This window comes from Vibrio sp. 1727, assembly GCF_033344415.1.
Lineage (GTDB): Bacteria > Pseudomonadota > Gammaproteobacteria > Enterobacterales > Vibrionaceae > Vibrio > Vibrio alginolyticus.
This window is the reverse complement of record NZ_JAWPOT010000003.1, coordinates 47,898-72,982: the sequence shown is the minus strand read 5'-3', so window position 1 is coordinate 72,982 and position 25,085 is coordinate 47,898. Positions and strand designations below refer to the sequence as shown.

At 43.9% G+C, this 25,085-nt stretch carries 25 protein-coding genes; 15 read left to right on the top strand and 10 right to left on the bottom strand.

Features of this window, described 5'->3' with window-relative positions:
• Positions 1–28: 28 nt before the first annotated feature.
• The 5 genes from R8O10_RS04610 (at position 29) to R8O10_RS04590 (ending at position 6,597) form a co-directional block, all read left to right on the top strand.
• On the top strand, positions 29–1,126 hold the full coding sequence (locus R8O10_RS04610) for an autoinducer 2-binding periplasmic protein LuxP (RefSeq protein WP_005385634.1): 1,098 nt from the start codon (positions 29–31) through the stop codon (positions 1,124–1,126).
• The gene (gene luxQ, locus R8O10_RS04605; RefSeq protein WP_318191145.1) at positions 1,126–3,702 is read left to right on the top strand and encodes a quorum-sensing autoinducer 2 sensor kinase/phosphatase LuxQ; all 2,577 of its coding nucleotides are present in this window, start codon (positions 1,126–1,128) and stop codon (positions 3,700–3,702) included. The genes R8O10_RS04610 and luxQ overlap by 1 nt, the downstream gene beginning before the upstream one ends.
• A 295-nt stretch (positions 3,703–3,997) precedes the next feature.
• Positions 3,998–4,453, top strand: coding sequence for a transcriptional regulator SlyA (slyA, locus tag R8O10_RS04600; RefSeq protein WP_017635177.1), 456 nt, complete (start codon positions 3,998–4,000; stop codon positions 4,451–4,453).
• Positions 4,454–4,488: 35 nt separating this feature from the next.
• Positions 4,489–5,547 (top strand): HlyD family secretion protein, encoded by a 1,059-nt coding sequence (locus R8O10_RS04595; protein ID WP_017635178.1) that lies wholly within the window; start codon positions 4,489–4,491, stop codon positions 5,545–5,547.
• 12 nt (positions 5,548–5,559) lie between these two features.
• A complete protein-coding gene (locus R8O10_RS04590; RefSeq protein WP_017635179.1) occupies positions 5,560–6,597 on the top strand; it encodes a DUF2955 domain-containing protein in 1,038 nt (345 codons plus the stop codon).
• 2 nt (positions 6,598–6,599) lie between these two features.
• Here the strand turns inward: R8O10_RS04590 and R8O10_RS04585 are convergent, their stop codons facing one another.
• Together R8O10_RS04585 and R8O10_RS04580 are read right to left on the bottom strand one after the other, a co-directional pair.
• Positions 6,600–7,262: a flagellar brake protein gene (locus R8O10_RS04585; protein ID WP_005373585.1), complete on the bottom strand. Its 663-nt coding sequence runs from the start codon at positions 7,260–7,262 to the stop codon at positions 6,600–6,602.
• A gap of 95 nt (positions 7,263–7,357) precedes the next feature.
• On the bottom strand, positions 7,358–8,284 hold the full coding sequence (locus R8O10_RS04580) for a DMT family transporter (protein ID WP_025767932.1): 927 nt from the start codon (positions 8,282–8,284) through the stop codon (positions 7,358–7,360).
• A 148-nt stretch (positions 8,285–8,432) separates the two neighbouring features.
• On the opposite strand from R8O10_RS04580, the gene R8O10_RS04575 reads away from it, so the two are divergent.
• Together R8O10_RS04575 and R8O10_RS04570 are read left to right on the top strand one after the other, a co-directional pair.
• A complete protein-coding gene (locus tag R8O10_RS04575; RefSeq protein WP_005373581.1) occupies positions 8,433–8,888 on the top strand; it encodes an Lrp/AsnC family transcriptional regulator in 456 nt (151 codons plus the stop codon).
• A gap of 5 nt (positions 8,889–8,893) precedes the next feature.
• A complete protein-coding gene (locus R8O10_RS04570) occupies positions 8,894–9,517 on the top strand; it encodes a class I SAM-dependent methyltransferase (RefSeq protein WP_170893131.1) in 624 nt (207 codons plus the stop codon).
• Between the two features lie 516 nt (positions 9,518–10,033).
• On the opposite strand, the gene R8O10_RS04560 is transcribed toward R8O10_RS04570, so the two are convergent.
• On the bottom strand, positions 10,034–10,582 hold the full coding sequence (locus R8O10_RS04560) for an ATPase (RefSeq protein ID WP_256900110.1): 549 nt from the start codon (positions 10,580–10,582) through the stop codon (positions 10,034–10,036).
• Between the two features lie 103 nt (positions 10,583–10,685).
• Here R8O10_RS04560 and R8O10_RS04555 point away from each other — a divergent pair, with 103 nt between their 5' ends.
• The 4 genes from R8O10_RS04555 (at position 10,686) to secF (ending at position 14,910) form a co-directional block, all read left to right on the top strand.
• Complete coding sequence (locus R8O10_RS04555; protein ID WP_005373574.1) at positions 10,686–11,354, top strand: SH3 domain-containing protein; 669 nt, start codon at positions 10,686–10,688, stop codon at positions 11,352–11,354.
• 168 nt (positions 11,355–11,522) lie between these two features.
• Positions 11,523–12,002, top strand: a complete 480-nt coding sequence (locus tag R8O10_RS04550; RefSeq protein ID WP_005373572.1) for a hypothetical protein — start codon at positions 11,523–11,525, stop codon at positions 12,000–12,002.
• Positions 12,003–12,166: 164 nt separating this feature from the next.
• Positions 12,167–14,005: a protein translocase subunit SecD gene (secD, locus tag R8O10_RS04545; RefSeq protein ID WP_005373570.1), complete on the top strand. Its 1,839-nt coding sequence runs from the start codon at positions 12,167–12,169 to the stop codon at positions 14,003–14,005.
• A 2-nt stretch (positions 14,006–14,007) separates the two neighbouring features.
• Positions 14,008–14,910, top strand: a complete 903-nt coding sequence (secF, locus tag R8O10_RS04540; protein ID WP_054577769.1) for a protein translocase subunit SecF — start codon at positions 14,008–14,010, stop codon at positions 14,908–14,910.
• A gap of 58 nt (positions 14,911–14,968) precedes the next feature.
• On the opposite strand, the gene R8O10_RS04535 is transcribed toward secF, so the two are convergent.
• Both R8O10_RS04535 and R8O10_RS04530 read right to left on the bottom strand, forming a co-directional pair.
• Entirely contained in the window at positions 14,969–15,235 is a 267-nt protein-coding gene (locus R8O10_RS04535) for a hypothetical protein (protein ID WP_005373566.1), read from the bottom strand.
• Between the two features lie 15 nt (positions 15,236–15,250).
• Positions 15,251–15,871 (bottom strand): LysE family translocator, encoded by a 621-nt coding sequence (locus R8O10_RS04530; protein WP_258475559.1) that lies wholly within the window; start codon positions 15,869–15,871, stop codon positions 15,251–15,253.
• 739 nt (positions 15,872–16,610) lie between these two features.
• On the opposite strand from R8O10_RS04530, the gene R8O10_RS04525 reads away from it, so the two are divergent.
• The 4 genes from R8O10_RS04525 (at position 16,611) to phaC (ending at position 20,806) form a co-directional block, all read left to right on the top strand.
• Complete coding sequence (locus tag R8O10_RS04525) at positions 16,611–17,351, top strand: SDR family oxidoreductase (RefSeq protein ID WP_005373555.1); 741 nt, start codon at positions 16,611–16,613, stop codon at positions 17,349–17,351.
• Positions 17,352–17,363: 12 nt separating this feature from the next.
• Complete coding sequence (locus tag R8O10_RS04520; RefSeq protein WP_054574713.1) at positions 17,364–18,572, top strand: acetyl-CoA C-acetyltransferase; 1,209 nt, start codon at positions 17,364–17,366, stop codon at positions 18,570–18,572.
• 44 nt (positions 18,573–18,616) lie between these two features.
• The gene (locus tag R8O10_RS04515) at positions 18,617–18,964 is read left to right on the top strand and encodes a phasin family protein (RefSeq protein WP_005373550.1); all 348 of its coding nucleotides are present in this window, start codon (positions 18,617–18,619) and stop codon (positions 18,962–18,964) included.
• Between the two features lie 66 nt (positions 18,965–19,030).
• On the top strand, positions 19,031–20,806 hold the full coding sequence (phaC, locus tag R8O10_RS04510) for a class I poly(R)-hydroxyalkanoic acid synthase (RefSeq protein WP_017819891.1): 1,776 nt from the start codon (positions 19,031–19,033) through the stop codon (positions 20,804–20,806).
• A gap of 170 nt (positions 20,807–20,976) precedes the next feature.
• Here phaC and R8O10_RS04505 read toward each other — a convergent pair whose 3' ends face one another.
• The 5 genes from R8O10_RS04505 to R8O10_RS04485 form a co-directional block, all read right to left on the bottom strand.
• A complete protein-coding gene (locus tag R8O10_RS04505; protein WP_005373546.1) occupies positions 20,977–21,111 on the bottom strand; it encodes a TIGR02808 family protein in 135 nt (44 codons plus the stop codon).
• A gap of 11 nt (positions 21,112–21,122) precedes the next feature.
• Positions 21,123–21,701: a NapC/NirT family cytochrome c gene (locus R8O10_RS04500; RefSeq protein ID WP_005373542.1), complete on the bottom strand. Its 579-nt coding sequence runs from the start codon at positions 21,699–21,701 to the stop codon at positions 21,123–21,125.
• Between the two features lie 28 nt (positions 21,702–21,729).
• Positions 21,730–22,185: a nitrate reductase cytochrome c-type subunit gene (locus R8O10_RS04495; protein WP_005389061.1), complete on the bottom strand. Its 456-nt coding sequence runs from the start codon at positions 22,183–22,185 to the stop codon at positions 21,730–21,732.
• Between the two features lie 78 nt (positions 22,186–22,263).
• Positions 22,264–24,753, bottom strand: coding sequence for a periplasmic nitrate reductase subunit alpha (gene napA / locus R8O10_RS04490; protein ID WP_158173411.1), 2,490 nt, complete (start codon positions 24,751–24,753; stop codon positions 22,264–22,266).
• Complete coding sequence (locus R8O10_RS04485) at positions 24,750–25,058, bottom strand: chaperone NapD (RefSeq protein ID WP_005373535.1); 309 nt, start codon at positions 25,056–25,058, stop codon at positions 24,750–24,752. The genes napA and R8O10_RS04485 overlap by 4 nt, the downstream gene beginning before the upstream one ends.
• Positions 25,059–25,085 lie beyond the last annotated feature (27 nt).

The following is a 25,085-nucleotide window of genomic DNA, read 5'->3' as shown; positions in this document are numbered from 1 at the left end:
GCTCATAAAAAAGCTAAAAGAGCAGTAGATGAAAAAAGCGTTAGTATTCTCCCTGATTTCAATGGCCGCTTTTGCGCCGAATGTGCAGGCCACCCAAGTTCTTAATGGGTATTGGGCATATCAAGAGTTTTTAGACCAGTTTCCACAACAGAAGCAGTTAACTAGTGCGTTGGCTGAAGTGGTAAGAGAAACCCCTGTACCCGTAGCAAAAGACAAAAAGCGTCCACTGAAAATTTCTGTTGTTTATCCAGGGCAGCAGATCTCTGATTATTGGATTCGAAACATCGATGCGTTTGAAAAACGCCTAGATAAGCTTGATATCGACTATCAACTAAATCAAGTGTTTACTCGTCCTAATGCAGATATAAAGCAGCAAAGTTTGTCTTTAATGGAGGCGCTGAAAAGCAACTCCGATTACTTGATCTTTACTCTAGATACCACAAGACATCGTAAGTTTGTTGAGCATGTCTTAGATTCAAAGAAAACCAAGTTAATTTTACAAAATATCACCACACCTGTTAGGGATTGGGAACATCATCAGCCGTTTCTTTATGTTGGTTTCGACCACGCAGAAGGAAGTCGTGAATTGGCCGTTGAGTTTGGCAAGCGTTTCCCTAAACATAGCCACTATAGTGTTCTCTACTTCTCAGAGGGCTACATTAGTGACATCAGAGGCAACACTTTTATCAACCAAGTGAACCGCGATAATCAATTTGAACTACAATCTGCTTACTACACCAAAGCAACAAAGCAATCTGGGTATGAAGCTGCAAAAGCCAGTTTGGAGAAGTATCCGGACGTTGACTTCATTTACGCGTGTTCTACCGATGTAGCATTAGGTGCTGTTGACGCTCTTAAAGAGTTAGGTCGTGATGATGTCATGATCAATGGTTGGGGCGGCGGTTCAGCAGAGTTAGAGGCGCTTTCTAAAGGGGAGTTAGACGTTACCGTTATGCGTATGAACGATGATACAGGTATTGCAATGGCTGAGGCCATTAAGTGGGATTTAGAAGGAAAGCCAGTTCCCACTGTTTACTCTGGTGATTTTGAAGTCGTTACAAAATCGGACTCTCCAGAAAGAATTGAAGCATTAAGAAAACGTGCATTTAGATACTCAGATAATTGATGACAACTACATCAAAAATAAGAAAGCGTCGCTCACTGTCGACGCTTATTACCAAAATAATTATTCTCGTACTTGCTCCGATCATTCTAGGCATCTTTGTTCAGAGTTATTACTTCTCGAAGCAGATTATTTGGCAGGAAGTCGACCGAACCAAGCAGCAGACCTCTGCCCTGATCCTGAACATTTTTGATAGCCATTTTGCAGCGATTCAGATTCATCACAACAGCAATTCGAAAAGTGATGTTGTATTGGATTTTTATACAGAACGTGATGAAGAGGCACTCAATTACTTTTTCATGAGTATTGACCAGAGTGATCCTTCCCATACACCGGAGTTTCGTTTCCTAACCGATCATCAAGGTATTATTTGGGACGATGGCAACGCGCATTTCTATGGCATCAACAACCTGATACTTAGCCGACTTGCCAGTCAAGTGACCTTTAGCAACAACTGGTATTATCTACCCTCACAGACCCCGATGGGAACTCGCCATCTTTTACTTCGTCGTGTACCCGTTTTACAACCTAAAACCGGTGAAGTGATGGGGTACTCTTACAATGTTGTTGTTTTAGATAATAACTTTGGGTTGATGGAAAGGTTAAAAAATGAAGGCAACGTCGACAATGTTGTGTTGGTCGCTAACAACACACCATTGGCAAGCTCATTAGTAGGAGATGAGGCTTATCAAATATTTGACGTACTCAAACGACGAGAGTCCCAGCACAAGCTTGACCAATTATTGATCATCAAAACCCCTATTGAGGTAAATGCCGCCGAGACTGACTTGTGCTTGCTTACTGTGCAAGACAATCAGAGCGTGGTGACATTGCAAATCCAACACCTGCTAGCAATGCTAGCCTCAGTTATCGGTATGGTCATGATTGCGCTGATGACTAAAGAATGGATCGAGAATCGAGTAGTTGAAGAGTTAGGATCCCTGATGGCATATACCCGCTCGGCTCGTGAAGAAAAAGGATTTGAGCGTTTTGAGGGGTCAGATATTGAGGAATTCGATCATATTGGTTCGACACTAGAAAACACTTTTGAAGAGCTTGAAGCACAAAAGCGCTCTTTCCGCGACCTGTTTAACTTTGCGTTATCTCCTATTATGGTGTGGTCTGAATCGGGTGTGCTTGTCCAAATCAATCCGGCAGCACGCAAAGAGTTAGTCATGGAAAACGATGTTGAAACCATGCACCCAGTGTTCAAAGGTTTCAAAGAAAAGTTGATGCCACACCTTCGCATGGCGGCTCAGGGAGCTACGTTGACAGGCGTTAATGTGCCAATTGGAGACAAAGTATATCGCTGGAACTTATCGCCGATTCGAGTTGATGGAGATATTAGCGGTATTATTGTTCAAGGTCAGGATATAACCACACTTATTGAGGCGGAAAAACAGAGTAACTTGGCGCGCAAAGAAGCGGAAAAATCTGCTCAAGCCCGTGCCGACTTTCTGGCTAAAATGAGCCATGAGATCCGAACACCAATCAATGGAATTTTAGGGGTTGCTCAATTGCTAAAAGACTCTGTGGAAACAGAAGAGCAGAATAACCAAATTGACGTACTTCGACATAGTGGTGAGCACTTACTTGCTGTTTTGAATGATATTTTGGACTTTTCGAAGATTGAGCAGGGTAAGTTTAATATCCAAAAGCACCCGTTTTCTTTCACTGATACAATTCGAACGTTAGAAAACATTTATCGTCCTATTTGTGAAAGTAAAGGCGTCAACCTTGTCATTGAAAACAAAATAGATCCCAATGTTGAAATCTTTACTGACCAAGTTCGTCTGAACCAAATTTTATTCAACCTAGTCAGTAACTCAGTAAAGTTTACGCCCTCGGGTAGCGTGCGCTTGCATGCTGAACTTGAGCAGTTCTATGGCGCTGACAATAGCGTGCTGGTCGTGGAAATTACGGATACAGGTATCGGCATCGAGTCTGACAAACTCGACCAAATGTTCGAACCTTTTGTTCAAGAAGAAGCAACAACGACTCGAGAATACGGCGGCAGTGGCTTAGGGCTGACCATTGTGAAGAGCCTCGTCGACATGCTGGAAGGTGATGTTCAAGTCCGCAGTCAGAAAGGCTTAGGAACGACTTTTGTCATTACAATGCCAGTGAAAGATCGTGAGCGAGTACTCACCCCTCTTGATTCGAGTTTGCGAGTTAAGCCAGCTGAACTATTTGCAGAGAGTCTCAAAGTGTTGTTGGTAGAGGATAACCATACTAACGCATTCATTCTAAAAGCGTTTTGTAACAAGTACAAAATGCAGGTTGATTGGGCGAAAGATGGGTTAGAAGCAATGGAATTCTTAAAAGATCATACTTACGATTTGATACTGATGGACAACCAACTTCCGCATCTTGGTGGAATTGAAACGACCAAAGAGATCCGACAAAAGCTAAAACTAGGCACGCCAATTTATGCGTGTACTGCTGACACCGCGAAAGAAACCAGTGACGCCTTTATGGAATCGGGTGCGAATTACGTGCTTCTCAAGCCGATTAAAGAAAATGCGCTCCATGAAGCATTTGTGGATTTTAAGCAGCGGTTCTTAGTTGAGCGAACATAAGGAATTGGCTCACTACGAGATAACCCAATTATTCATTATCTGAAAAGCACAACACCATGACAGTGGGTTGTGCTTTTTTGTATCTGACCCTTTTACTCTTATACAAATCAGACTTTATTGGTCTCGACGTTTGTTGTGTACATCGCTGCATTTCAAGTTCAAACATAGTGTTGTGTTACTTAGATTTCTGCCCCTTCACTGACACACCCAACGTGATTTCAATCACAAAAAGATATTTACTTAGCGTGCTAACTATTTTATATTACTTAGCACGCTAAGTAATTAAGTAGATCTTATGATTCAAGACATCAACAGTTTGCGAGACCTTTCTCTGGCTGAAAAATTATCTCGTGTTGCTCGTTTGTGGAAAATGGTTGCAGATCGCGAGTTAGAGCCTTTAAACCTAACGTATCCGCGTTGGACTGCGTTATGGAAGCTTTATCGAATGGGTGACAACATCAGTCAGAAGCATTTGGCTGAAGCGCTTGAGATCGAGTTAGCGTCGTTGATGCGAACATTAAAATTATTAGAAGAGCAATCTCTGATCGTTCGCCATTGCTGTGAACACGATAAGCGAGCACGTATTGTTAGCCTCACAGAAGAGGGGAAAACCCTACTAAAGCAAATGGAGGCTCGAATTCTTCAAGTTCGAAGCAAGCTCCTAACGGACATCAACGACCAGGAGCTTCAGCAGCTTTCATTGATTCTTGATCAGATTGCTCACAATGCGCTTGATTCACTTAGCGAATAAGTCAGAAAACCGAATAAAAAGAGAAGTAAACGCCTATGACTCCAGATCAAAAATTCGCACGTTGGATCAAATATTCTTGCGTCGCGTTTGTCCTTGTCTTTGCCTATTTTCTAGTTGCAGATCTCGCCATGCCGTTGACGCCTCAGGCAATGGCAACGCGTGTGGTAACTAAAGTGGCCCCCCGTGTGAGTGGGCAGATTACGCATCTTTATGTTGCCAACAACCAAGAAATAAGCCAAGGCGATCTACTATTTCAGATTGATCCCCAGCCTTATCAGCTCGCCGTAGAAAAGGCTCAACTTAACCTTGAGCGTGTGATTCAAAACAACGAACAACTTGATGCTTCTATTGCTGCGGCAAAAGCAGACGTTGAAGCGAGCAAAATCGTGGCGGAACAAAAAGTTCGCGAAGCAAAACGTCTTAATACTCTGTTTCACCGTAATGGTACTTCGCAACAGCAGCGCGATGACGCACAGAGCAGTGCAACGGCAGCTAAAGCGAACTTACTGGCCGCACGTGCTCGTTTAAAAGAGTTGGAAGTAAACCGCGGTGATTTAGGCGCAACGAATGTGAATATCCGCGTGGCGCAAAACCAGCTAAAACAAGCGGAACTTAATCTGTCTTACACTCAAGTCTCGGCGGAACATGATGGCGTTGTCGCTAACTTGCAGCTGGAGACGGGGGCCTATGCGGCAGCTGGTACACCTCTTGTCGCTTTAGTCTCCGATGACGTGGATATCATTGCCGACTTTCGTGAAAAGAGTTTACGACACTTTAATCAGAACAGCCGTGCGTTAGTGGCTTTTGATAGCTTACCTGGTGATGTATTTGAAGCTCGTATTACGAGTGTGGATGCCGGGGTCAGCTCGGGTCAATTCGATGCGGATGGTCGCTTAGCAACACCAACTGACTCAAACCGTTGGGTGAGAGACGCGCAGCGCTTACGTTTACATTTAGCTATCGATGAACCTCAGCAGCGCGCATTTCCAGCAGGGGCACGAGCAACCGTGCAGTTGTTGCCAGAAAACTCATTATCTGGTTGGTTAGCGAGGTGCCAGATCCAATTCTTGAGTCTTCTTCATTATATTTATTAACGAGGAGGCGATATGAAGTTATGGGACCACCCCATGTCGGAAAACGACTTCCGTCAGTGTTTGCGCATTGCAACTGGTGCGACCATTGGTTTCACTTTATGTAAAGTATTTGGTTGGAACTATGGCGTATTCTTTACTGTAACCCCGATGCTGTTACTTGGAATGGTGCCAGTCATGAGTCTACATGCCGCACGACAACTGATTTTTTCAGCGGTTGTGTGTGGATTAGAAGTTGGTGTGCTTGGTGGGTTATTTGGTGGGCACCCAGGCATGATGACAATCATTGCATTCGGGTTGTTCCTGTATAAATTCGCCTGTATGTCAAAAGGGAGCTTATTCTTATTTGGAGCGAACAGCGTACTGAGCTTAAGCATCATGCTGCACTTTGCGAGTTATCCAACCACTGACTTAAATGACCTAATCTTTAGCAATCTGCAAGCGAATGTTATTTCAGTGATCGTTGCTTATGTGGTGACATTTTTGATTCCCGATGCGGAACCTCGTCAGCCACCAGCGAAACCGTCGCAGCCTAAACAGAGTCATCGCATGCGTCATGAAGCCCTTATGGGGGCGAGTATCGCTACAATGTCTTTCCTTGTATTCCAGCTATTTGACCTCAGTGACTCTATGTCTGCTCAGGCGACAACCTTACTTTTATTGTTTCCTATGCATTGGAACGGTGCTTTAGGGTATGCGCGAAAAAGAGCAATGGGGACCTTGATGGGGGTGACCTTTGGTATTGTAGGACAACTTGTATTATACGATTGGTCGGATACCTTATTGTTTATCGTTCCATTGCTTTGGATTGGGGCTATGATGTTCAGTTATATGCACGTGAAAGAGTCTAGCGGTTCGGGAGCCGGATTTGGCGGCTTAACCACGTTAGGTATTCTTTTCGGCCAATACCTTACTCCGGATGGTGACTTAATGTTCAGTGCGCTGTATCGCGTGAGCAGTATTTTGTTTGCTATTGTTGCGACGCTGCTTGTGACCTATACGGTTCACAGAATACTCAACAGCTTTGAGGCGACGCGCTTTAGCGAGCAGTAAGTTCAGACGTTACTGGTTAGAAAGGATTGCTCCAGTAACTCTGTTTTTAGTTCGTGAGTCATCTCAATGGAACTAGCAAACTTAATTCCAACTACCCATCCCTTCACCAATTTCTTAATGTTGGCAATGACACATCGATTTTCTTCTCCGATATAGTGGCTTAACGGGCATTCGATGGTAACACTCTCACCCACGTTGAATTCGGGCTCAATCAAGGTTGATATACCAACACCTGCTAGAGAGAAATCGATAAGGCTACCGTCGTAGACATTCCCTGCATGAATAACGTTACAGTCCATTTGCAACTTGTAACGCTCATGTTCCCGAACTGGTTTGGTTGCAAATGTTCCTGGAATGCGGATAAACAAAAGGGGGGATGGTCGAACGGTCGTCGTCAGCACGCTGGACTTAAACGCAATGACATGGCCTAACTCCGTATCTGATACACCACGCACGATGACATCGGCGTTGGGGAGTTTTCTCATCACTTGCTCTTCAAGCAAACGCATTGGTATATCAAGAATCAAATAAGCATTTTCTTTCATCCCCAGATAGGTGGTGGAATACGTATATTGATCCTTAGGCCCAAATTCGAAATTAGTAGAAAGCTTCATTCCCGGTTTGAGAAACCTATGCAGTTCATCTTTAGTATGAGTGGCTGGCATCACATTGGCGTTTTAATTTTTTAGTTAAGCTGAGGCTATCAAAACGCCATTTTGTTATTCAAGATAGTAAGGCATAAGTTTTTGTAAAATCATCGCTATCTGTGAAGTGGTGGGCGATAAGTTTGGTTCATTCCATCTTTCATAAAGATTTGGCTTGCCACAATACTGCCGCATGTGACCAACATCAGCGCTAACCAAGTGAGAGAATCTGGTTGTTCACCAAAAATTGGAACGGCAAGAAGTGTCGCGACGACTGGAGTTAATGAACCAAAAGCAGCGCTGGCTTCGGCACCGATGATCCTAATTGCATAAATGAAAGTGAACGAAGCGATTAAACCTGCGCCAACACCTTGTAGCATCGCGTGGCCAAATAACTCCTCCCATGGCCACTGGCTGAACGGTGTTACCACCAAATAACTGTCTACCCACCCGAAACCAACGGCGATGATGAGCAGAGCCAAAGACGCGATTGCAACGAATCCTGCACAGACGTGTGCATTAAGATTGGCGACACGAGCGCTGATGGTGAAAGCAGCCCACATGATGCTGCCAGTTAGAAACAGGATATGCCCTTGTAATTGAGACCAGTTGTACTCTGCGCCGCTATTAGAAAGAAGGAATACGAAAATCCCTAACAGCACCGTAGAAAGCCCGATTAAGCGGTGAGCACTCAGCGACTGTTGATAACAAAGTACCGCGATAGCAGAAACAAACAATGGCAAAGTGCCAGGTACTAATGCACTGCCGTGCGCCACGGGAGCGAAATGCATAGCCGTTCCGACGACCAGAAGATAGGGAAGGCCGCTTCCAACCACAACACCAACCAGGTAGCGTTTAGGCACTACGCGCAGCGACTGTTTATGCTTAATCACAAATGGTAATAAAATTATACTTGGGATTAGAAAGCGAACTAACGCGATATCGGCTGGCTGCAAGGCAGAAATTGCGCCCCCTTTTAAAGAAATAAAGAAACCAGACCAAAGCAGTAAGGTCGTTAATATAGCTGCGTATCCCAAGATCATTATCGACATGTCCATTTGTAAATGATGTGTTAATTGTTGAATAAAACTCTTGCCAAAGGGAGGCAAAGTTTGACGTAATTAGGCTTGATGTTGGTGATAAATTGCGTATAAGTGTTAATTGTTGGTGATTAAAGGCACGGAAGAATAAATGGATAAAATTGACAGGCAACTTATCAACCTAATGCAGAAGGATGCCACTCTGACAACGGCAGAACTTGCTGACCAAGTAGGGCTATCGGCATCACCTTGTGCAAGACGCATTAAGCGTTTGGAGCAGGAAGGTGTAATAAGTGGTTATCGAGCTATTGTGTCCAGAGACACTGTAGGCATCGCGATGACTGTATTTGTTGAAGTGAGTTTAAATAACCACCAAGCTTCTTCGATTGATGAGTTTGAACATGCCGTTGTTGAGATGGATGAAGTGATCTCATGCCATGTCGTATCAGGGGCCTATGATTACCTGTTAGAGGTGGTCAGTAAAGATCTCGCTGGTTATGAAACATTTACTAGAAAGTTACAGCGATTAGAAAATGTGAAAGATATTCATACCCACCTGGCGATTAGACAAGTGAAAGGAAATGGCAGTTTACCGATTTATGCATAAGAAAGATGAAATTTTTCGATAGACTTAAGATTGCCCACTATCATCGAAAGCGATATAGACAGTTTGGTAAAGACAGAGCCCGAACTCTGGGATGGGCAGATAAGTATAGTCAGATCAGCCGTTTTGAGGCGTTGTGCCGAGGGTTAACGTTAGACGGTTCAAGTATTTTAGATATTGGGTGCGGCTACGGAGACTTGTTAGCGTTTATCGAACTTACGGGGGGGCTTCCTCAAAGCTATATTGGCATTGATCAGCAAAAACAGTTTATCTCTGAAGCCAGAAAACGAGATTTTCGTACGCAAAGTAAGTTTATATGTGGCGACTTTTCAACGTTGGTATTGCCTCGTTGCGACTTTGTTTTTGCTTCCGGATCATTGAACTATCAATCCACCAACCCAAATCATACCATTGAAATGATTGATAAAATGTACCGAGCGACAGAGAAAGGTTGTGTGTTTAACTTGTTGGATGAATCCAAACTACCCAGCATGAAAATGTTAGCGTCGCACAATAAAGAAGGTGTCTTTCGCTATTGTCGGTTGCTGTGTCCGAATACACGATTGATTGAGGGGTACTCCGAGCACGACTTTACGATTGCCATGATCAAAAAAGAGGAGTCCGTTTCCTGACTCCGCCTTATAAATTCTTAAGCCTTATTGGTTTTTGTATTGTGAGATTTCACAGTTACCTGTGTATCTATCAACCTTGAATGAGAAAGCGGCTGAATGGTATTCCCTCCCATCACTCCATATTGTTTCTCCGAAGATTTTACAAAGATCCAAATCACTGATTGAACCGAACTCTTTTACGTGCCTAACTACTGACAAAAACTTGGCTTTGGTAGCATTAGGACATTCCCTGTTACTTAATCGATTGATAACCATGTTTGTAGCATCATCTCCAGCCAAATGTGACTTTTTATTAATGGCTAAACTAACCAAAAAATGTCCATAAGTAAAGCATTAATGTGACGTATGTCTCTATAAATTGATTGTCTTGGTCATGGTTTAGTCAAGTTTGTCAAAGGGAACAATCCCATTATTTACATTTGATATTATTCACGACTAAGGAAAGATAAAAAGCACGAATAACGTCCAATATTGGAGTGAAAAACCAACATCGTCTATTCAAAACTGGCTCTGTTTTTACTTCGAAACATCTTGAGCGTATTGGAGTGCTCGAGCTTCTTTATCATAGACTTGTGACAGAGTTTGATATTGTGAAGAGAGGCTCTTGTAATCTTCAGCAAGTTCCAAAGCGTTGGTGTTATACCATTCCGCGGTTATTTGATTGGCTATTTTGTTTGACTCGCGGCACTTTTGGGCCAGTATCTCCCACCCATTTGCTGACCATTGGGATTGTGTGCTCAATTTAAGCAGCTGATTCGCTTTAGTTGTGAGCTCTTCTTTGTATTGAATCGATGCTTTTAATTGCGCTTTGAACACATTTTGGTTCGACTTGGCACGCCAAAGTAGCACGAGCTCATGCAGTGAAAAGGTTTCGGACAATAACTGACGCTGTTTATGTTCGGTTAAAAGTGTATTGAATACCTCAACATGCTGATTGTAATTGGACTCTAAACGATTGAATTGGGTAAGATTGTCATTCCACGACGATGGGTTACATTGAATATTGGCGTGCCCCGTTATCGGGAACAGAAGAAATAGTAGTATCCAATTGAGTCTGTTGACCATTATTGCTCGCGTTAGTTGACCTGCTCTTTTGAGTATATACCCAAATTTCTACGACATGCGTGCTGCTAGTGGGATAAGAATAAAGAATGAAAAGGAAAAGGGCATGAAGAAAATTCTCGTCGCATTGATTGTCATGCTGTTGCTCGGCGGAGCGGGGGCTGGATACTATTTCTTCTTTATGCAGAAAGATGAACCTGAAGCACCAAAGGCTACACAAGTCGAGCAATCGTCACTGCAAAAAGAAACATCCAAACCGATTCTGGATTTAGAAGCCGCTCCCCCGGAAGTTACCGAGTACTACGTTATTGAGCGTCGTGTCAATGTTTACAACAAGCCTAACCTTAATGCTTTAGTTGTCGATACGCTCTATAAGGGAGAAAAAGTATCGGTGTTAGAAAAAGTAGATGGGTGGTACCGAATCTCCGGCTATCTTGTCTATGAAGAGGGTGGAGAAGAAAAAGCCGAATGGTTGAATGCTGAAGGGTTATCGGATGCAGAGCCAGTTATTAAAGAGCAAGAGCGCTTAGAGATATTGGATGAATACCTACAGAAGTCGGATGATTTAAAAGTTCACTTGGATATTTTCCGTAAGAAAACACAGCAATTGTTAGACGATGAAACCTGTGATCCGAGTGATTTTGAGGAGCTCGGGGGTTGGGTGCGTTCTGTGACGTTCAAAAAGCGCAACGTTTACTTCATCTATTGTGGCGGTTTGGAGCAAGAGAATAAGATCTACTTAGATGTTGATAAGGGCGATATTTTTTATCGATAACTCACCACCAATTACACTCGTTCTCTAAAGACGTTTTGATAAATGCAATAACGATGCAAACCTGAAATCAGAGATTTATAACTTTTTAGTTGTGAACCATAATCAATAGGAATACTATCAACGAGTCAAGTGACCTAACTTGGCTCTTTGTGTTTTTAGTGAGTTCCTATGCCTTGGATTTACCTTAGAAAGTTGATTTTGCTGCTATTTGCAATGGTATTGCTACCAGTGCATGTATCTGCTGCGCAAATCGACCACAAGGCTCACGTACCGCACTTTTCTAAGCTACAACCTTTTGTAGCCGTAAGTGTATCGCCAAACTCTTCCGTCGATTTTTCTGAAGTTTCAGAAGAAAGCTCTCAATCTCCAGTATCTGAAGGCCATGCAAGTCTCGATTCCGTTGCTTTGTTTAACTCTCAGCGCTGGACGTCTTACTTACGGGAAGGGCTTGATGACGAGCACGTAGATTTTGTCGGCGATCTCACTACTCCGTTTTACGCTGATGCGGGTTACGCATACAGCTTGATGGACATTAACTGGCGTCACAACCAGTCCACATTTTATCATTTCACAAGCGATCATCGCATTTCTGGTTGGAAAGAGACCAATGCCATGTACGTCGCACTCAATAGTCAGTTTTCTGCCTAAACACCATCTATTTGCACCATTGTGCACTCTTAGCACGACGATTGTATTCGACAGGACGTGAGCGTTCTGAGCATTTCATACCCTGAATTTATTCTGGGAGCATCTGTCGTGTGTTAAGCCTTGTTATTAAAAGCTTCACTTCATTGTGAAGGGATGATGTTTACATGAAAAAAACACCAAAGCAGCAAAAGAACAGAAAGCTGATGAATCACTACTCAGCTTGGAAATATGTCGTATTAATCACGACAGTCATTATTTTAACCCTAAGTGCTATACCAACTTGGTTTGGTGAACAGCCTTCTATCCAGTTGACGTTTGCGGATCAAAACAACAGCGAAATGTCGGTTGTTCATCTGAATCAACTGCTAAAAACCAACCATATTTCAGCCGACAAAATCATCGAAAAAGACGGCAAAACAACCATTGTATTCGATGGTGAAGATGCGCAAAGTAAAGCTCGTGCGTTGTTAAACAAAGAGCTAAATAAAGACGACAGCATCACTTTCTCATACGTATCGGTTGCGCCAGAATGGTTGAATGAGATGGGCTTTAGCCCAATTAAGCTCGGTCTTGACCTTCGTGGTGGCGTTCAGTTCTTGTTGAATGTTGATGTGAATAAAGCGTTTGAAGAACAACGTGATGCATTGATTGATGAAATCAAAGCGAACCTACGTGATCAACGTGTTCGTGGTGTGCAAGTTCGAGCAGAAAGCGGCAACCGAATTACGGTAAACAGTGACAGCGAGCAAGCATTGTCGGAAGTGAACAAGTTCTTGCGTCAAAATTACCCGGGCTGGATTTCAAAAAGTTCATCTCGTGGCTTTGTGCTTGAACCGAGTGAACAAAATATCCAAGAATTTCAATCGTCGACTCTTCAACAAAACCTGAAGATCATGCGTGGTCGTATTGAAGAACTTGGTATCACAGAAGCACTAGTGCAACGCCAAGGTAAAGAGAGCATTCGAATTGAACTCCCTGGTGTACAAGATCCTGCTCAAGCGAAAAACGTTATTGGTGCAACAGCAAGCTTGGCGTTTTATGAAGTGAAAGATGCGAGCCAAGCACACAGCAGCCAAGATCTTGTTCTTCAAGACAATGACGGTCGTACGGTGATTTTGGCAAAACGACCAGTTCTAACGGGCGAGCACATCGTGAACGCTCGTGCTGGTGTCGACAAAATGGGCATGTCAGAGGTAAATATTTCTCTTGACCACGCTGGTGGTAAGAAAATGAGTGACTTCTCAGCAACTCACATCGGCAAGCCAATGGCGACCGTTTACCGAGAGTACAAAACAAACGATCGCGGTGTAACTGAGCGTAGTGAGCGCGTTATCAGCGTCGCAACTATTCAATCTCAACTTGGTAGCCAGTTCCGTATTACTGGTGCAGGTAGCATGGACGATGCACAGCAGTTAGCGCTATTACTTCGAGCGGGTTCACTAACTGCGCCGGTTACTATTGTGGAAGAGCGAACAATCGGTGCTTCTCTGGGTGCAGAAAACATTGAAAACGGTTTTGCAGCACTGGCTTTAGGTATGGGTTTAACACTGACCTTTATGGCACTTTGGTACCGCCGCTTAGGTTGGGTAGCAAACGTGGCGCTTTGTGCCAACATGCTTTGTTTGCTTGGCTTAATCGCCTTGTTACCAGGAGCGGTTCTAACGCTTCCGGGTATTGCCGGTTTAGTGTTAACCGTCGGTATGGCAGTGGACACCAACGTTATTATTTTCGAACGTATTAAGGACAAAATGCGTGAAGGTCGCAGCTTCGCTCAAGCGATTGACCTTGGCTTTGACAGCGCATTCTCGACCATCCTTGATGCCAACATTACTACCATGATCACCGCCGTGATTTTGTACGCCATCGGTAATGGCCCAATCCAAGGCTTTGCCTTAACACTCGGATTAGGTTTGTTAACCAGTATGTTTACAGGCGTATTTGCCTCTCGAGCAATGATCAATTTAATTTGGGGCCGCGATGCCCGTCGTGATGTGAGGGTTTAATCATGGTCGAAATGCTAAAACAAAATATTCGTAAAATTCGCTACTTTACTACGCTAGTTTCCATCATTTTAACGGTGATCGCGATCGTCGCTCTAGGCTTTAAAGGGTTGAACCTAGGTTTGGACTTCACTGGCGGTATGGTGACAGAAGTAAAGGTAGATAAGCAGCTAACTAACCATGATCTGCTTGACGTTCTGCAACCAAAGCTTGGTGAATCTGCGTCAGTGACACGCTCTGGTGAAGATGGCCGTTGGGTGATTCGTTACTCTGCGCCGGAAGATGGACAAACGTTGCCAAGTGTAGAAGAGGTGTTGAAGCCAATCTCTCACCAAGTTGATGTTGTCAGCAACAGTATAGTTGGCGCTCAAGTTGGCCAAGACTTGTTTGAACAAGGTGGCTTAGCATTGTTGATTTGTGTGTTGAGTATTCTCGGTTACTTGTGTTTCCGTTTTGAGTGGCGTTTGGCCAGTGGTTCACTGTTTGCTTTGGCCCATGATGTGATCTTAGTGCTTGGTTTTTTTGCAGTTACTCAAATGGAGTTCAACTTAACCGTTTTTGCAGCGGTGTTAGCAATTTTAGGTTACTCATTGAATGACTCTATCATCATTGCAGACCGAATCCGTGAGCTGTTGATTGCGAAACAGAGTTGGAAAACAGAAGACATCAATGACCAAGCTGTTATCGCGACGTTTTCACGCACTATGGTGACATCTGGTACGACATTGATCACTGTTGGTGCATTATGGATTATGGGAGGAGCGCCTTTGGCTGGTTTCTCAACCGCCATGTTTATTGGCGTTCTGTCGGGGACATGGTCTTCGATTTCGATTGGTACTGTGCTGCCTGAGTGGTTGAAACTGGAGCCGAAACATTATCTTCCAGTTGAGATCGACGCTGCGCCGTAGCATTATTTTTAAGGTAAAAGTGCTTGCGCCACTCATCTTGAGTGGCGCTTTTTTGTGCTTATTTCACGCGCATCAAGCGATGTTTCACAAGTCCCAAATCGAACTCTAAGACTTGTGAGCGCTTCATTGCTTCGACTTTATTCAACATTGGCTCTTGGTAGCCTTTCTTCTTCATCCACTGAAGAGGTACAGAGAAAGCATCTTCATTAACGACATAAGACTCGCCTTTATGCTCACCGCTATAGACGTTCACAACCCAAACTCGGGCTTGAAAGTCCAATACTTCACCCATGACTTTAGCGATTTTATTCAGAATATTTTTCATTGTTTCCAGTTTGCCTTAGCTTAGTAGCAACCAGACACCAACTCCCATCATTAAAGTGCCTGCGATACGGTTCATTAGACGTACATTCTTAGACTGACCTAATACGTGTTTCAACCCTTTACCACCAGTAGCGTACAGAGACATGCAAATGAACTCAAACAGTAAAATAATGGAGACAAGTATGATCAGTTGCGGTGCAAGCGCTGCGTTTTGGTCTATAAAAGGCGGTAAAAGAGAAATCATAAATGCCCAGCCTTTTGGGTTTGCGATTGCGGTAACGAAGCCTTGCATGATCAGTGCGATATTGTCACTCTTTGGTGTTTCTAAGTTGTCGACATTAATCGCAAGTTTCCCTCGCGATCGCCACATTTCAACACCAAGATAGAGTAAATAACCGCCACCAATGAACTTTAACGCGATAAACATCCAAGGATAATTGAGCATAATCGCAGCGATACCTAACACCGCAGAGACTGACACCAGCGCGACACCGAGAAGTTCCCCTATCATCATCCATAACGTGCGACGATAACCGATAGTCATACCTAACGTTAGGGCGAGAGTCATGCACATACCAGGTGTGATTGAGACAAAAAAGAAAGTAGGGATGAACATACTGAGCAATGCAAGATTCATATCTGTTGATGATTTAGTGATTAAAGAGAAGCCACAAAGATAGTGCAAAGTGGAAAAGGATGCTACTACAAAGCGAACGATTACTTTCACTAGTAGCTAGTTGATGTTCTTCGAATATATAAATTTAAAATGAAATTATATTTTAATCTATGCGTCATAATAGTGCGTATTGCACCAGTATGAGACAAGCTATTATATCATTTTTAGATTAAATATATTTAATTTATTATACTTTATCGGTATTAATCATCACTGTATTAAAATAATCGAATTGATAACTAAATTATCATTAAATGCAGTAATTAAATGATATGTTTGATAATTATTTTTACTGATAATTGAATTATTATTCTAATCTCAAGTTTGTTGTAATCATATAGGCTTAAAATTCAGATCTTAAATCATGACATAATGTAACGTCTACCATTCTGTATGTAAGTGCATGATATTTAATAATTATGTTTCTATTTCTGTTGGTGTGGCTTTTGTGGAAGTGTGATTTAAAACAATGACTTATGTAAAATTAACCATTTTATAACATTTCACGGGTAATGAGATCTAAATCAATCTTATGCAATCGGGTGAGTTTTTTATTTGAAATGTAATATTTCTAGGTTAACTTAAAATAAAGGCAGCACGGGATTGGTTGTCAAAAGAATAAATAAACACGTCAGTTGGTGAACTATTTCATCAGTGTATTAAGTTTGCTTTTTAAATGCCGTTAAGAATGGAGTCTTCAATGAAGAAAGTCGCTTTGATCACTGGATCAAAAGGCGGAATTGGTTCTGCTATTTCCTCTCAATTAGTCAATGACGGTTACCGTGTAATCGCTACTTATTTCACAGGTAACTACGAATGTGCGCTGGAGTGGTTCAACAGCAAAGGGTTTACCAAAGATCAGGTTCGCCTTTTTGAGTTGGATGTAACAAACACGACAGAGTGTGCAGAGAAATTGGCGCAATTGCTTGGGGAGGAAGGAACCATTGATGTTGTTGTCAACAACGCAGGAATCACACGTGATGGCGTGTTTAAAAAGATGACTGCGCAAGCTTGGAATGATGTCATCAATACTAACCTCAATAGTTTATTCAACGTTACGCAACCCCTCTTTGCTGCAATGTGCGAAAAAGGCGGTGGTCGTGTCATCAATATCTCTTCAGTCAATGGTCTTAAAGGGCAGTTTGGTCAAGCAAACTACTCGGCGGCGAAAGCTGGGATGATCGGTTTCTCTAAAGCCTTAGCATACGAAGGTGCTCGCTCGGGTGTGACAGTTAATGTTATCGCTCCGGGTTACACGGGTACGCCAATGGTTGAGCAAATGAAGCCAGAAGTGCTGGAATCCATCACGAACCAAATTCCAATGAAACGTCTTGCGACACCAGAAGAAATTGCAGCATCAGTGAGCTTCTTGGTCAGCGATGCGGGCGCCTACATCACCGGAGAGACTTTGTCGGTGAACGGCGGCCTATACATGCACTAAGGAGAGAAGATGATGGAAAAAGTATTTATCGTAGCGGCGAAGCGTACTCCAATTGGTGCTTTTGGTGGCAGCCTGAAAAATACTTCTGCTGGCGATCTGGCAGCAGTAGCGATTAAAGGCGCGTTGGAAGCGGCAAAGTTGCCTGGCGACAAGGTTGACGAAGTGATTGTTGGCAACGTTGTTGGTGCAGGTCAAGGAATGGGTGTTGGCCGCCAAGCGGCACTGTTTGCGGGGGTTCCTGAATCTGTTCCTGCATATGGCGTAAACATGGTTTGCGGTAGTGGCATGAAAACGGTCATGGATGCCGTGTCCCATATCCGTAGTGGCGATGCTGAGATCGTTGTTGCAGCGGGTGTTGAAGTCATGTCGCAGATTCCGTTTGCTGCACCAAGCAGCATTCGTGATGGCAACAAAATGGGCAATCTGGAGCTAAAAGATCTGCTCGTAGCGGACGGTTTAACCGATGTTTACAACCAATATCACATGGGTGTGACGGCAGAAAACGTAGCAAAACAAATCGGCTTAACTCGCCAGCAGCAAGACGAATACGCGCTGTCTAGCCAACAGAAAGCGGTAGCCGCTATCGAAGCTGGCAAATTTCAAGACGAAATTGTGCCAGTGGAAGTAAAGCAACGCCGTGAAACCGTAATGTTTGATACGGATGAATACCCAAAAGCGAACGCGACAATGGAAGCCTTAAGCAAGCTACGTCCTGCTTTTGACCGCGAAGGCACTGTGACTGCGGGTAATGCATCAGGTATTAACGATGGCGCGAGTGCGATTATCGTTGCATCTGAAAGCGCAGTTAAAGCGCATGGATTAACGCCGCTTGCTGAGATCGTAAGCTATGCGCAATCGGGTCTTGATCCGAAGATCATGGGCCTAGGTCCTGTTGAGTCGGTCAATAAAGCACTCGAGAAAGCAGAACTCAGTGTACACGACATCGACGTTTACGAGTTAAACGAAGCATTTGCAGCGCAAGCACTTGGCGTGATTCATCAGTTGGCGGAAACAAACCAAGTTCCAGTTAACGCGATTCAAGATAAAGCGAACTTTAACGGTGGTGCTATCGCGCTAGGACACCCGCTTGGTGCTTCTGGCAACCGAATCTTAGTCACGCTGGTTCACGAGCTTCATAAGCAAAATGGTCAATATGGCGTTGCTTCACTTTGTGTGGGCGGCGGCATGGGCACGGCTGTGGTTGTAAAGACAGTTAAGTAATTATTTAAACGGACATTTTTAATTCTTTCTCTAGGAGACAAACCATGTACACAGATTTCTTCAAAACATTTAGCGATCAAACTGAAAAAAATCTAGAACCTTACTTGAAGTTCAACAAGCTAGTGACAAAAAACGTAGAAGTGTTGACCGAGCTTCAATTGAACGCCATTCGCACATACAGTGAAGTGGGTCTAAACCAGATGAAAGCAGCGACAGAAATCAAAGACGTAACGTCATTGACTGCTTTCAACAGTCAGCAACTAAGCGTACTTACTAAACTTTCTCAACAAATGATGGATGACAGCAACAAGCTTCAAGCGATTGCAAAAGAGTTCAAAGAAGACGTTGAGAAAATGACTTCGGAAAATCTAAAGACTGTTACTCCAGCGTAATTTGTCCGATTCTCGCCGCCCCTAGATTTGGGCGGCGTTGTTTTTTCCGAATATAGGAGTAAGACTATGTTTCAACACTTCTTTTCGGACTATCTTGTGAAGCTTCAGGAAACCAATCATCAGTGGTGGCATGATTTCGAAGTGAACAAGGCAGTCGTGAACTCTCCTTTAAACAAGGCCATGCAAGAAGTGAACTTTGAGGATACTGCCAAACTGTTCGAACAAGCTGCGAATCAGCCTGCTGCGATTTTAAAGCTGCAAGCACAGTGGTGGGAACAGCAGCTGCAAATTTGGCAGAATGTTGCATTGGCAGGGAACCAAGCACAAATCGTCGAAGCTGAAAAAGGGGATAAGCGTTTCTCAAACGAAGCGTGGCAAAATGAAGCCATGTATAGCTTCATCAAACAATCCTACCTTTTATTTAGTAAGACCTATCTGGACACCATCGAGTCTTTGGAAGGCTTAGATGAAAAGACGAAAGAACGTATTATTTTTTTCTCTCGCCAAGCCATTAACGCCCTTTCTCCTTCCAACTTCATCGCCACTAACCCAGAGCTTTTGAAGCTGACACTTGAGCAAAACGGTCAAAACTTACTGGCAGGCTTAGAGCAGTTGAAAGAAGACGTTGAGTCGAGCGCAGACATTTTAAAAATTCGTATGACGAATAACAATGCATTCCGCGTGGGAGATGACGTTGCGACGACACAGGGCAATGTGGTTTTTCAAAACGAATTGTTTGAGTTGATTCAATATCGACCTCTAACAGAGAAAGTGAATGCGACGCCGCTGCTCATCGTCCCACCTTTCATCAATAAATACTACATCCTTGATTTAACAGCAAAGAACTCAATGGTTCGATGGTTGTTAGAGCAGGGGCATAGTGTATTTATGATGTCTTGGCGCAATCCAGGCAAGGCACAAGCGCACATAGAGTTTGGTGACTACGTGACAGAAGGCGTAGTGAAAGCCGTCGCTGCAATTGAAGATATAACAGGACAAGAGCAAATCAATGCTGCTGGTTATTGTATCGGTGGTACTGTTTTAGCAAGCACGGTTGCCTACTACGCTGCAAAACGTATGAAGAAGCGCATTAAGTCTGCCACTTTCTTCACCACGTTGCTCGACTTCTCTCAACCAGGTGAAGTCGGCGCGTATATCAATGACACCATTGTTAGTGCAATTGAAGCGCAAAATAACGCAAAAGGGTATATGGACGGCCGTTCCTTAAGCGTGACGTTTAGTTTACTGCGTGAAAACAGCTTGTACTGGAACTACTACGTCGACAATTACTTGAAGGGTAACAGTCCGGTTGATTTCGACTTGTTGTACTGGAATAGCGATAGCACCAACGTCAGCGCTGCATCTCACAATTTCTTGCTTCGCGAGCTCTATTTAGAGAACAAGCTGGTGCAAGATAAAGGCGTCAAAATTGGTGGAGTATGGATTGATCTAAATAAGATCAAAATTCCTAGCTATTTTGTGTCAACGAAAGAAGACCACATTGCGTTATGGCAGGGAACTTACCGTGGTGCGCTGAACACGGGTGGTAACAAAACGTTTGTCCTCGGTGAATCTGGTCATATTGCGGGCATCGTGAACCCTCCAGCTAAAAATAAGTATGGTTATTGGTTGAACGATAATTTGGATGACTCTGCTGATGAGTGGTTGAATAACGCGGAACACAAAGAGGGATCGTGGTGGACACACTGGAACGAGTGGTTACTCCAATTCAACCCTAAAGAGCAAGTTGAGCCTTTCCCTATTGGCTCAGAAAACCATCCGGTTATTGATGAGGCGCCAGGACAATACGTCAAACAGGTTCTGCCAGTAAAAGAATCTTAAACGACTCCCTATAGCAGTAAATCTTAGCGGCCTTTATGGTCGCTTTTTTTATGTATGATTGCTTGTTTGCTGTTGGCAAGTACCATTGATTAATAAATAAAAAGCGCCGAGCATTTGCTCGGCGCTCAGTGTCAACAAATAGGCTAGTTGACGAGTAGAGATGCGTTACGTTACACCTCTTTATCCTTACCAAATGACAGCAGCCAGAGAGAGATTGCTGCTACCGCCACAAAGCCGGAAAGAATAATCACTGGCATAGCACTGTAGCCAAGGATATGCCAAATTACAGATTCTAATGTACTCATGGTAAGTCTCCTTAGTGCCAGCCTTCAACGCCGCTCATGTCTGGTAGTTTGTGCGCAATACCTTTGTGACAGTCTACACATGTTTTCTCGCCTGAAGCGAGAGCGGTGGAGTGCTGTTCTGCCGCACGTGATCCTTGCTGAGAGTAATCCATGAAATCAAACTCATGACAGTTACGACATTCAAGAGAGTCATTCTTTTTCATACGTGCCCACTCTCGCTCTGCGAGGTGTCCACGACGCTCTTGGAACTTCTCTGGCGTATCGATCGTCTTCGTTACGAAGTGTGCAAATAGCTCTTTAGATGCCTGTACTTTACGAACGATCTTATCCGTCCATTCATGAGGAACGTGACAGTCTGAACAAATCGCACGAACACCAGATCGGTTGGAGTAGTGAATTGTTTCTTGAATTTCAGCAACGATCGGCGCGTGACAGCCAGAACAGAATTCTTCTGTGTTGGTTGCTTCCATACCTGTGTTGAATGCGCCCCAAAATAGAAGGCCACCAGCGAAGCCTAGAAATAAAACCACACCAGCGGCAGCTTTACTCGGGCTCGACAGTCTCTTCCAAAACGCTTTAAGTATTTTCATAAGTAACCTCTTAGTACTCGCGTTTCAATTACTGAAGCGAATCGACTGCCTTAAACTCGTTTTCCACTAGTGGTTTTGCATCCGTTTGTGGAACGTGACATTGCAAACAGAAGTAACGACGAGGAGACATATCTGCCAGTACCGCATCTTCTCTGTTTACATAGTGCGTTACGCTAATTTTAGTCGCACCTGACTCTTTTGCATTTTTCCAGCTATGACATGCAAGACACTTGTTAGCATTTAACGAAATTTCGTAGTGACGAATGCTGTGTGGGATCAACGGTGGTTGATAAACATAGCTGTCTTCAACAATTTGATCTTTAGGGAAGTCTTTGAACTCGTCTGCTGGACGCGTATCTTCCAATTGAGACATTCCACGTAAAGATTCTAGACCACCAATACCACCTGGATTATCCAACTCAGCTTGCGCAATGCCTGTCACTAACGCACCTACAGATAAAACTGCGACAAGTAATTTTTTCATCATTTCATCTCCGCCTTTATGGCTTAAATTCTTTATTAGGCCGCCATAATGACGGCCGTAGCATTCAGTATCTGAAGGTTAAGCAATCTTAGTGATTTTGACTGGGCACTTCTTAAAGTCTGTCTGTTTAGACAGTGGATCAGTCGCATCTAGGATAAGCTTGTTAATCAAAATACGTGCATCAAAGAACGGTACGAATACCAAGCCTTTTGGCGGACGGTTACGACCGCGAGTTTCAACACGAACGCGTACTTCACCGCGTTTGTTTGCCATGAGTACTTCTTCACCACGACGAACATTGCGTGCTTTTGCGTCTTCTGGGTGCATGTAACACACTGCGTCTGGTACTGCTTTGTATAATTCAGGTACACGACGAGTCATGGTGCCTGTGTGCCAATGCTCAAGAACACGACCAGTACATAACCACATATCAAATTCATCGTTCGGTACTTCTGGTGGCGCTTCGTATGGCGCGGAAATGATCTTCGCTTTGCCATCAGCATTGCCGTAGAAGTCCCAACCAGAACCTTCTTTCGCGTATGGGTCTGAACCTTCTTTAAAGCGCCACTGTGTTTCCTTACCATCAACAACAGGCCAACGTAGACCACGTACTTGGTGGTAGCGGTCGTATGGAGCCAAATCATGACCGTGACCACGGCCAAATGTTGCGTATTCCTCAAATAGACCTTTTTGAACATAGAAACCGAAGTGGTGAGCATCGTCATTCAGTTCACGAGCTTCTTCGATAGGGAATTTGTCGACGTTACCATTGCGGTAAAGTACGTCGTACATTGTTTTACCACGGTATTGAGGCGCTTTCGCTAGAAGTTCTTCAGGCCACACTTCTTCCATTTTGAAGCGTTTCGAGAACTCCATTAGCTGCCAAAGGTCCGATTTTGCTTGACCGACTGTGCCCACTTGTTGGTACCAAGCTTGGGTACGACGCTCTGCGTTACCGTAAGCACCTTCTTTTTCAATCCACATTGCGGTAGGAAGAATAAGGTCTGCTGCTTGTGCTGTTGCTGTCGGGTATGGGTCAGACACAACGATGAAGTTTTCTGGGTTGCGGTAACCTGGAAGACGTTCTGTGTTGATGTTTGGACCGGCTTGCATGTTGTTGTTACATTGAACCCAGTAACAGTTCAGAACGCCGTCATTCAGCATACGGTCTTGCAATACGGCGTGGAAGCCAGGTTTTGGTGGAATCGTACCTTCTGGCAGTTTCCAGATGTCTTCTGCAATCTTACGGTGTTTAGGGTTAGCAACCACCATGTCCGCTGGTAGGCGGTGAGCAAACGTACCAACCTCACGAGCGGTACCACATGCTGATGGTTGGCCCGTTAGTGAGAATGGGCTGTTCCCCGGAGTCGAGATCTTACCGGTTAGTAGGTGGATGTTGTAAACCAAGTTATTCATCCATACACCACGAGTATGCTGGTTCATGCCCATTGTCCATAGAGACATCACTTTCGTGTTTGGATCCGCGTATTGCTTCGCAAGCTCGATAAGCTTCTCTTTCTCAACACCAGAGATTTCAGATGCTTTCTCTACTGTGTATGGCGCTACTGATTTCTTGTACTCTTCGAATGAGATAGAAGTGAGTTTGCCAGAGTTCGGGTTCTTCGCTGCTTTTTGTAGCGGATCATCGTCACGTAGACCGTAGCCGATGTCAGTGTCTGCTTGAGTGAAGTTCGTGTGTTTGTTCACGAAGTCCCAGTTTACTGCATCGTTTTCGATGATGTAGTTTGCGATGAAGTTAGCAATTGCAAGGTCAGACTGAGGATTGAAAATGTAGCCGTGGTCTGCCAACTCAAATGAACGATGGTAGTAAGTAGAAAGCACGTTCACTTTAACGTGAGGGTGGCTTAGGCGGCGGTCAGTAATGCGAGTCCATAGAACCGGGTGCATCTCTGCCATGTTTGAGCCCCAAAGAACGAAAGCGTCTGCGTTCTCAAAGTCATCGTAACAACCCATTGGCTCATCGATACCGAATGCGCGCATGAAACCTACAACGGCAGAAGCCATACAGTGACGAGCGTTTGGATCAATGTTGTTTGATCGGAAGCCTGCTTTCATTAACTTTGATGCAGCGTAGCCTTCCATTACTGTCCATTGGCCTGAGCCAAACATACCTACGCTTGTTGGGCCTTTTTTCTCTAGAGACGTTTTCCATTTCTCAGCCATGATGTCGAAAGCGTCATCCCAAGAGATAGGTGTAAATTCACCATCTTTGTGGAATTTGCCATCTTTCATTCGTAGCATCGGTTGAGTTAGACGGTCTTGACCGTACATGATCTTAGAAAGGAAGTAACCTTTGATGCAGTTCAGACCTTTGTTTACTGGTGCTTCTGGGTCACCCTGTGTTGCTACCACTTTGCCGTTTTGAGTGCCAACAAGAACAGAACAGCCTGTACCACAGAAACGACAAGGTGCTTTGTCCCATGTGATTTTGGTTTGATCAGAGCTTGCAATCAGGTTGGCTGCAGATGCTGGTAGTGTCACACCTGCGACAGCAGCAGCTGATGCAGCCGCGTTTGCTTTCACAAACGCACGTCTTGTCATTTTCATACTTCACCCTCGATTTGGGAATGTTGTGTTCCAGTGTCTTCTTCATCCGTTTCTTCAAGCCCAGTTTCGATTTGGTGATAAACCAATACCGTGCTTAAGACGTTCGGTAAATTGTTAATGGCATCGATAGTGTCTGTGATGAAACCTTGGTTCTCAGTTTCAAGTACGACGATAATCTTGCCTTCAGGACTGTCACCATAGATTTCCGCATTTTCGTGTGCTTCTATCTTTTGTTTGATTTCGTCCAAATGTTCCGGCAGCACATGTACTACCAAACTTGAAATATGCACTTCATTTAGTGACATATAGCTCTCTCATTTATTTTTATTGCC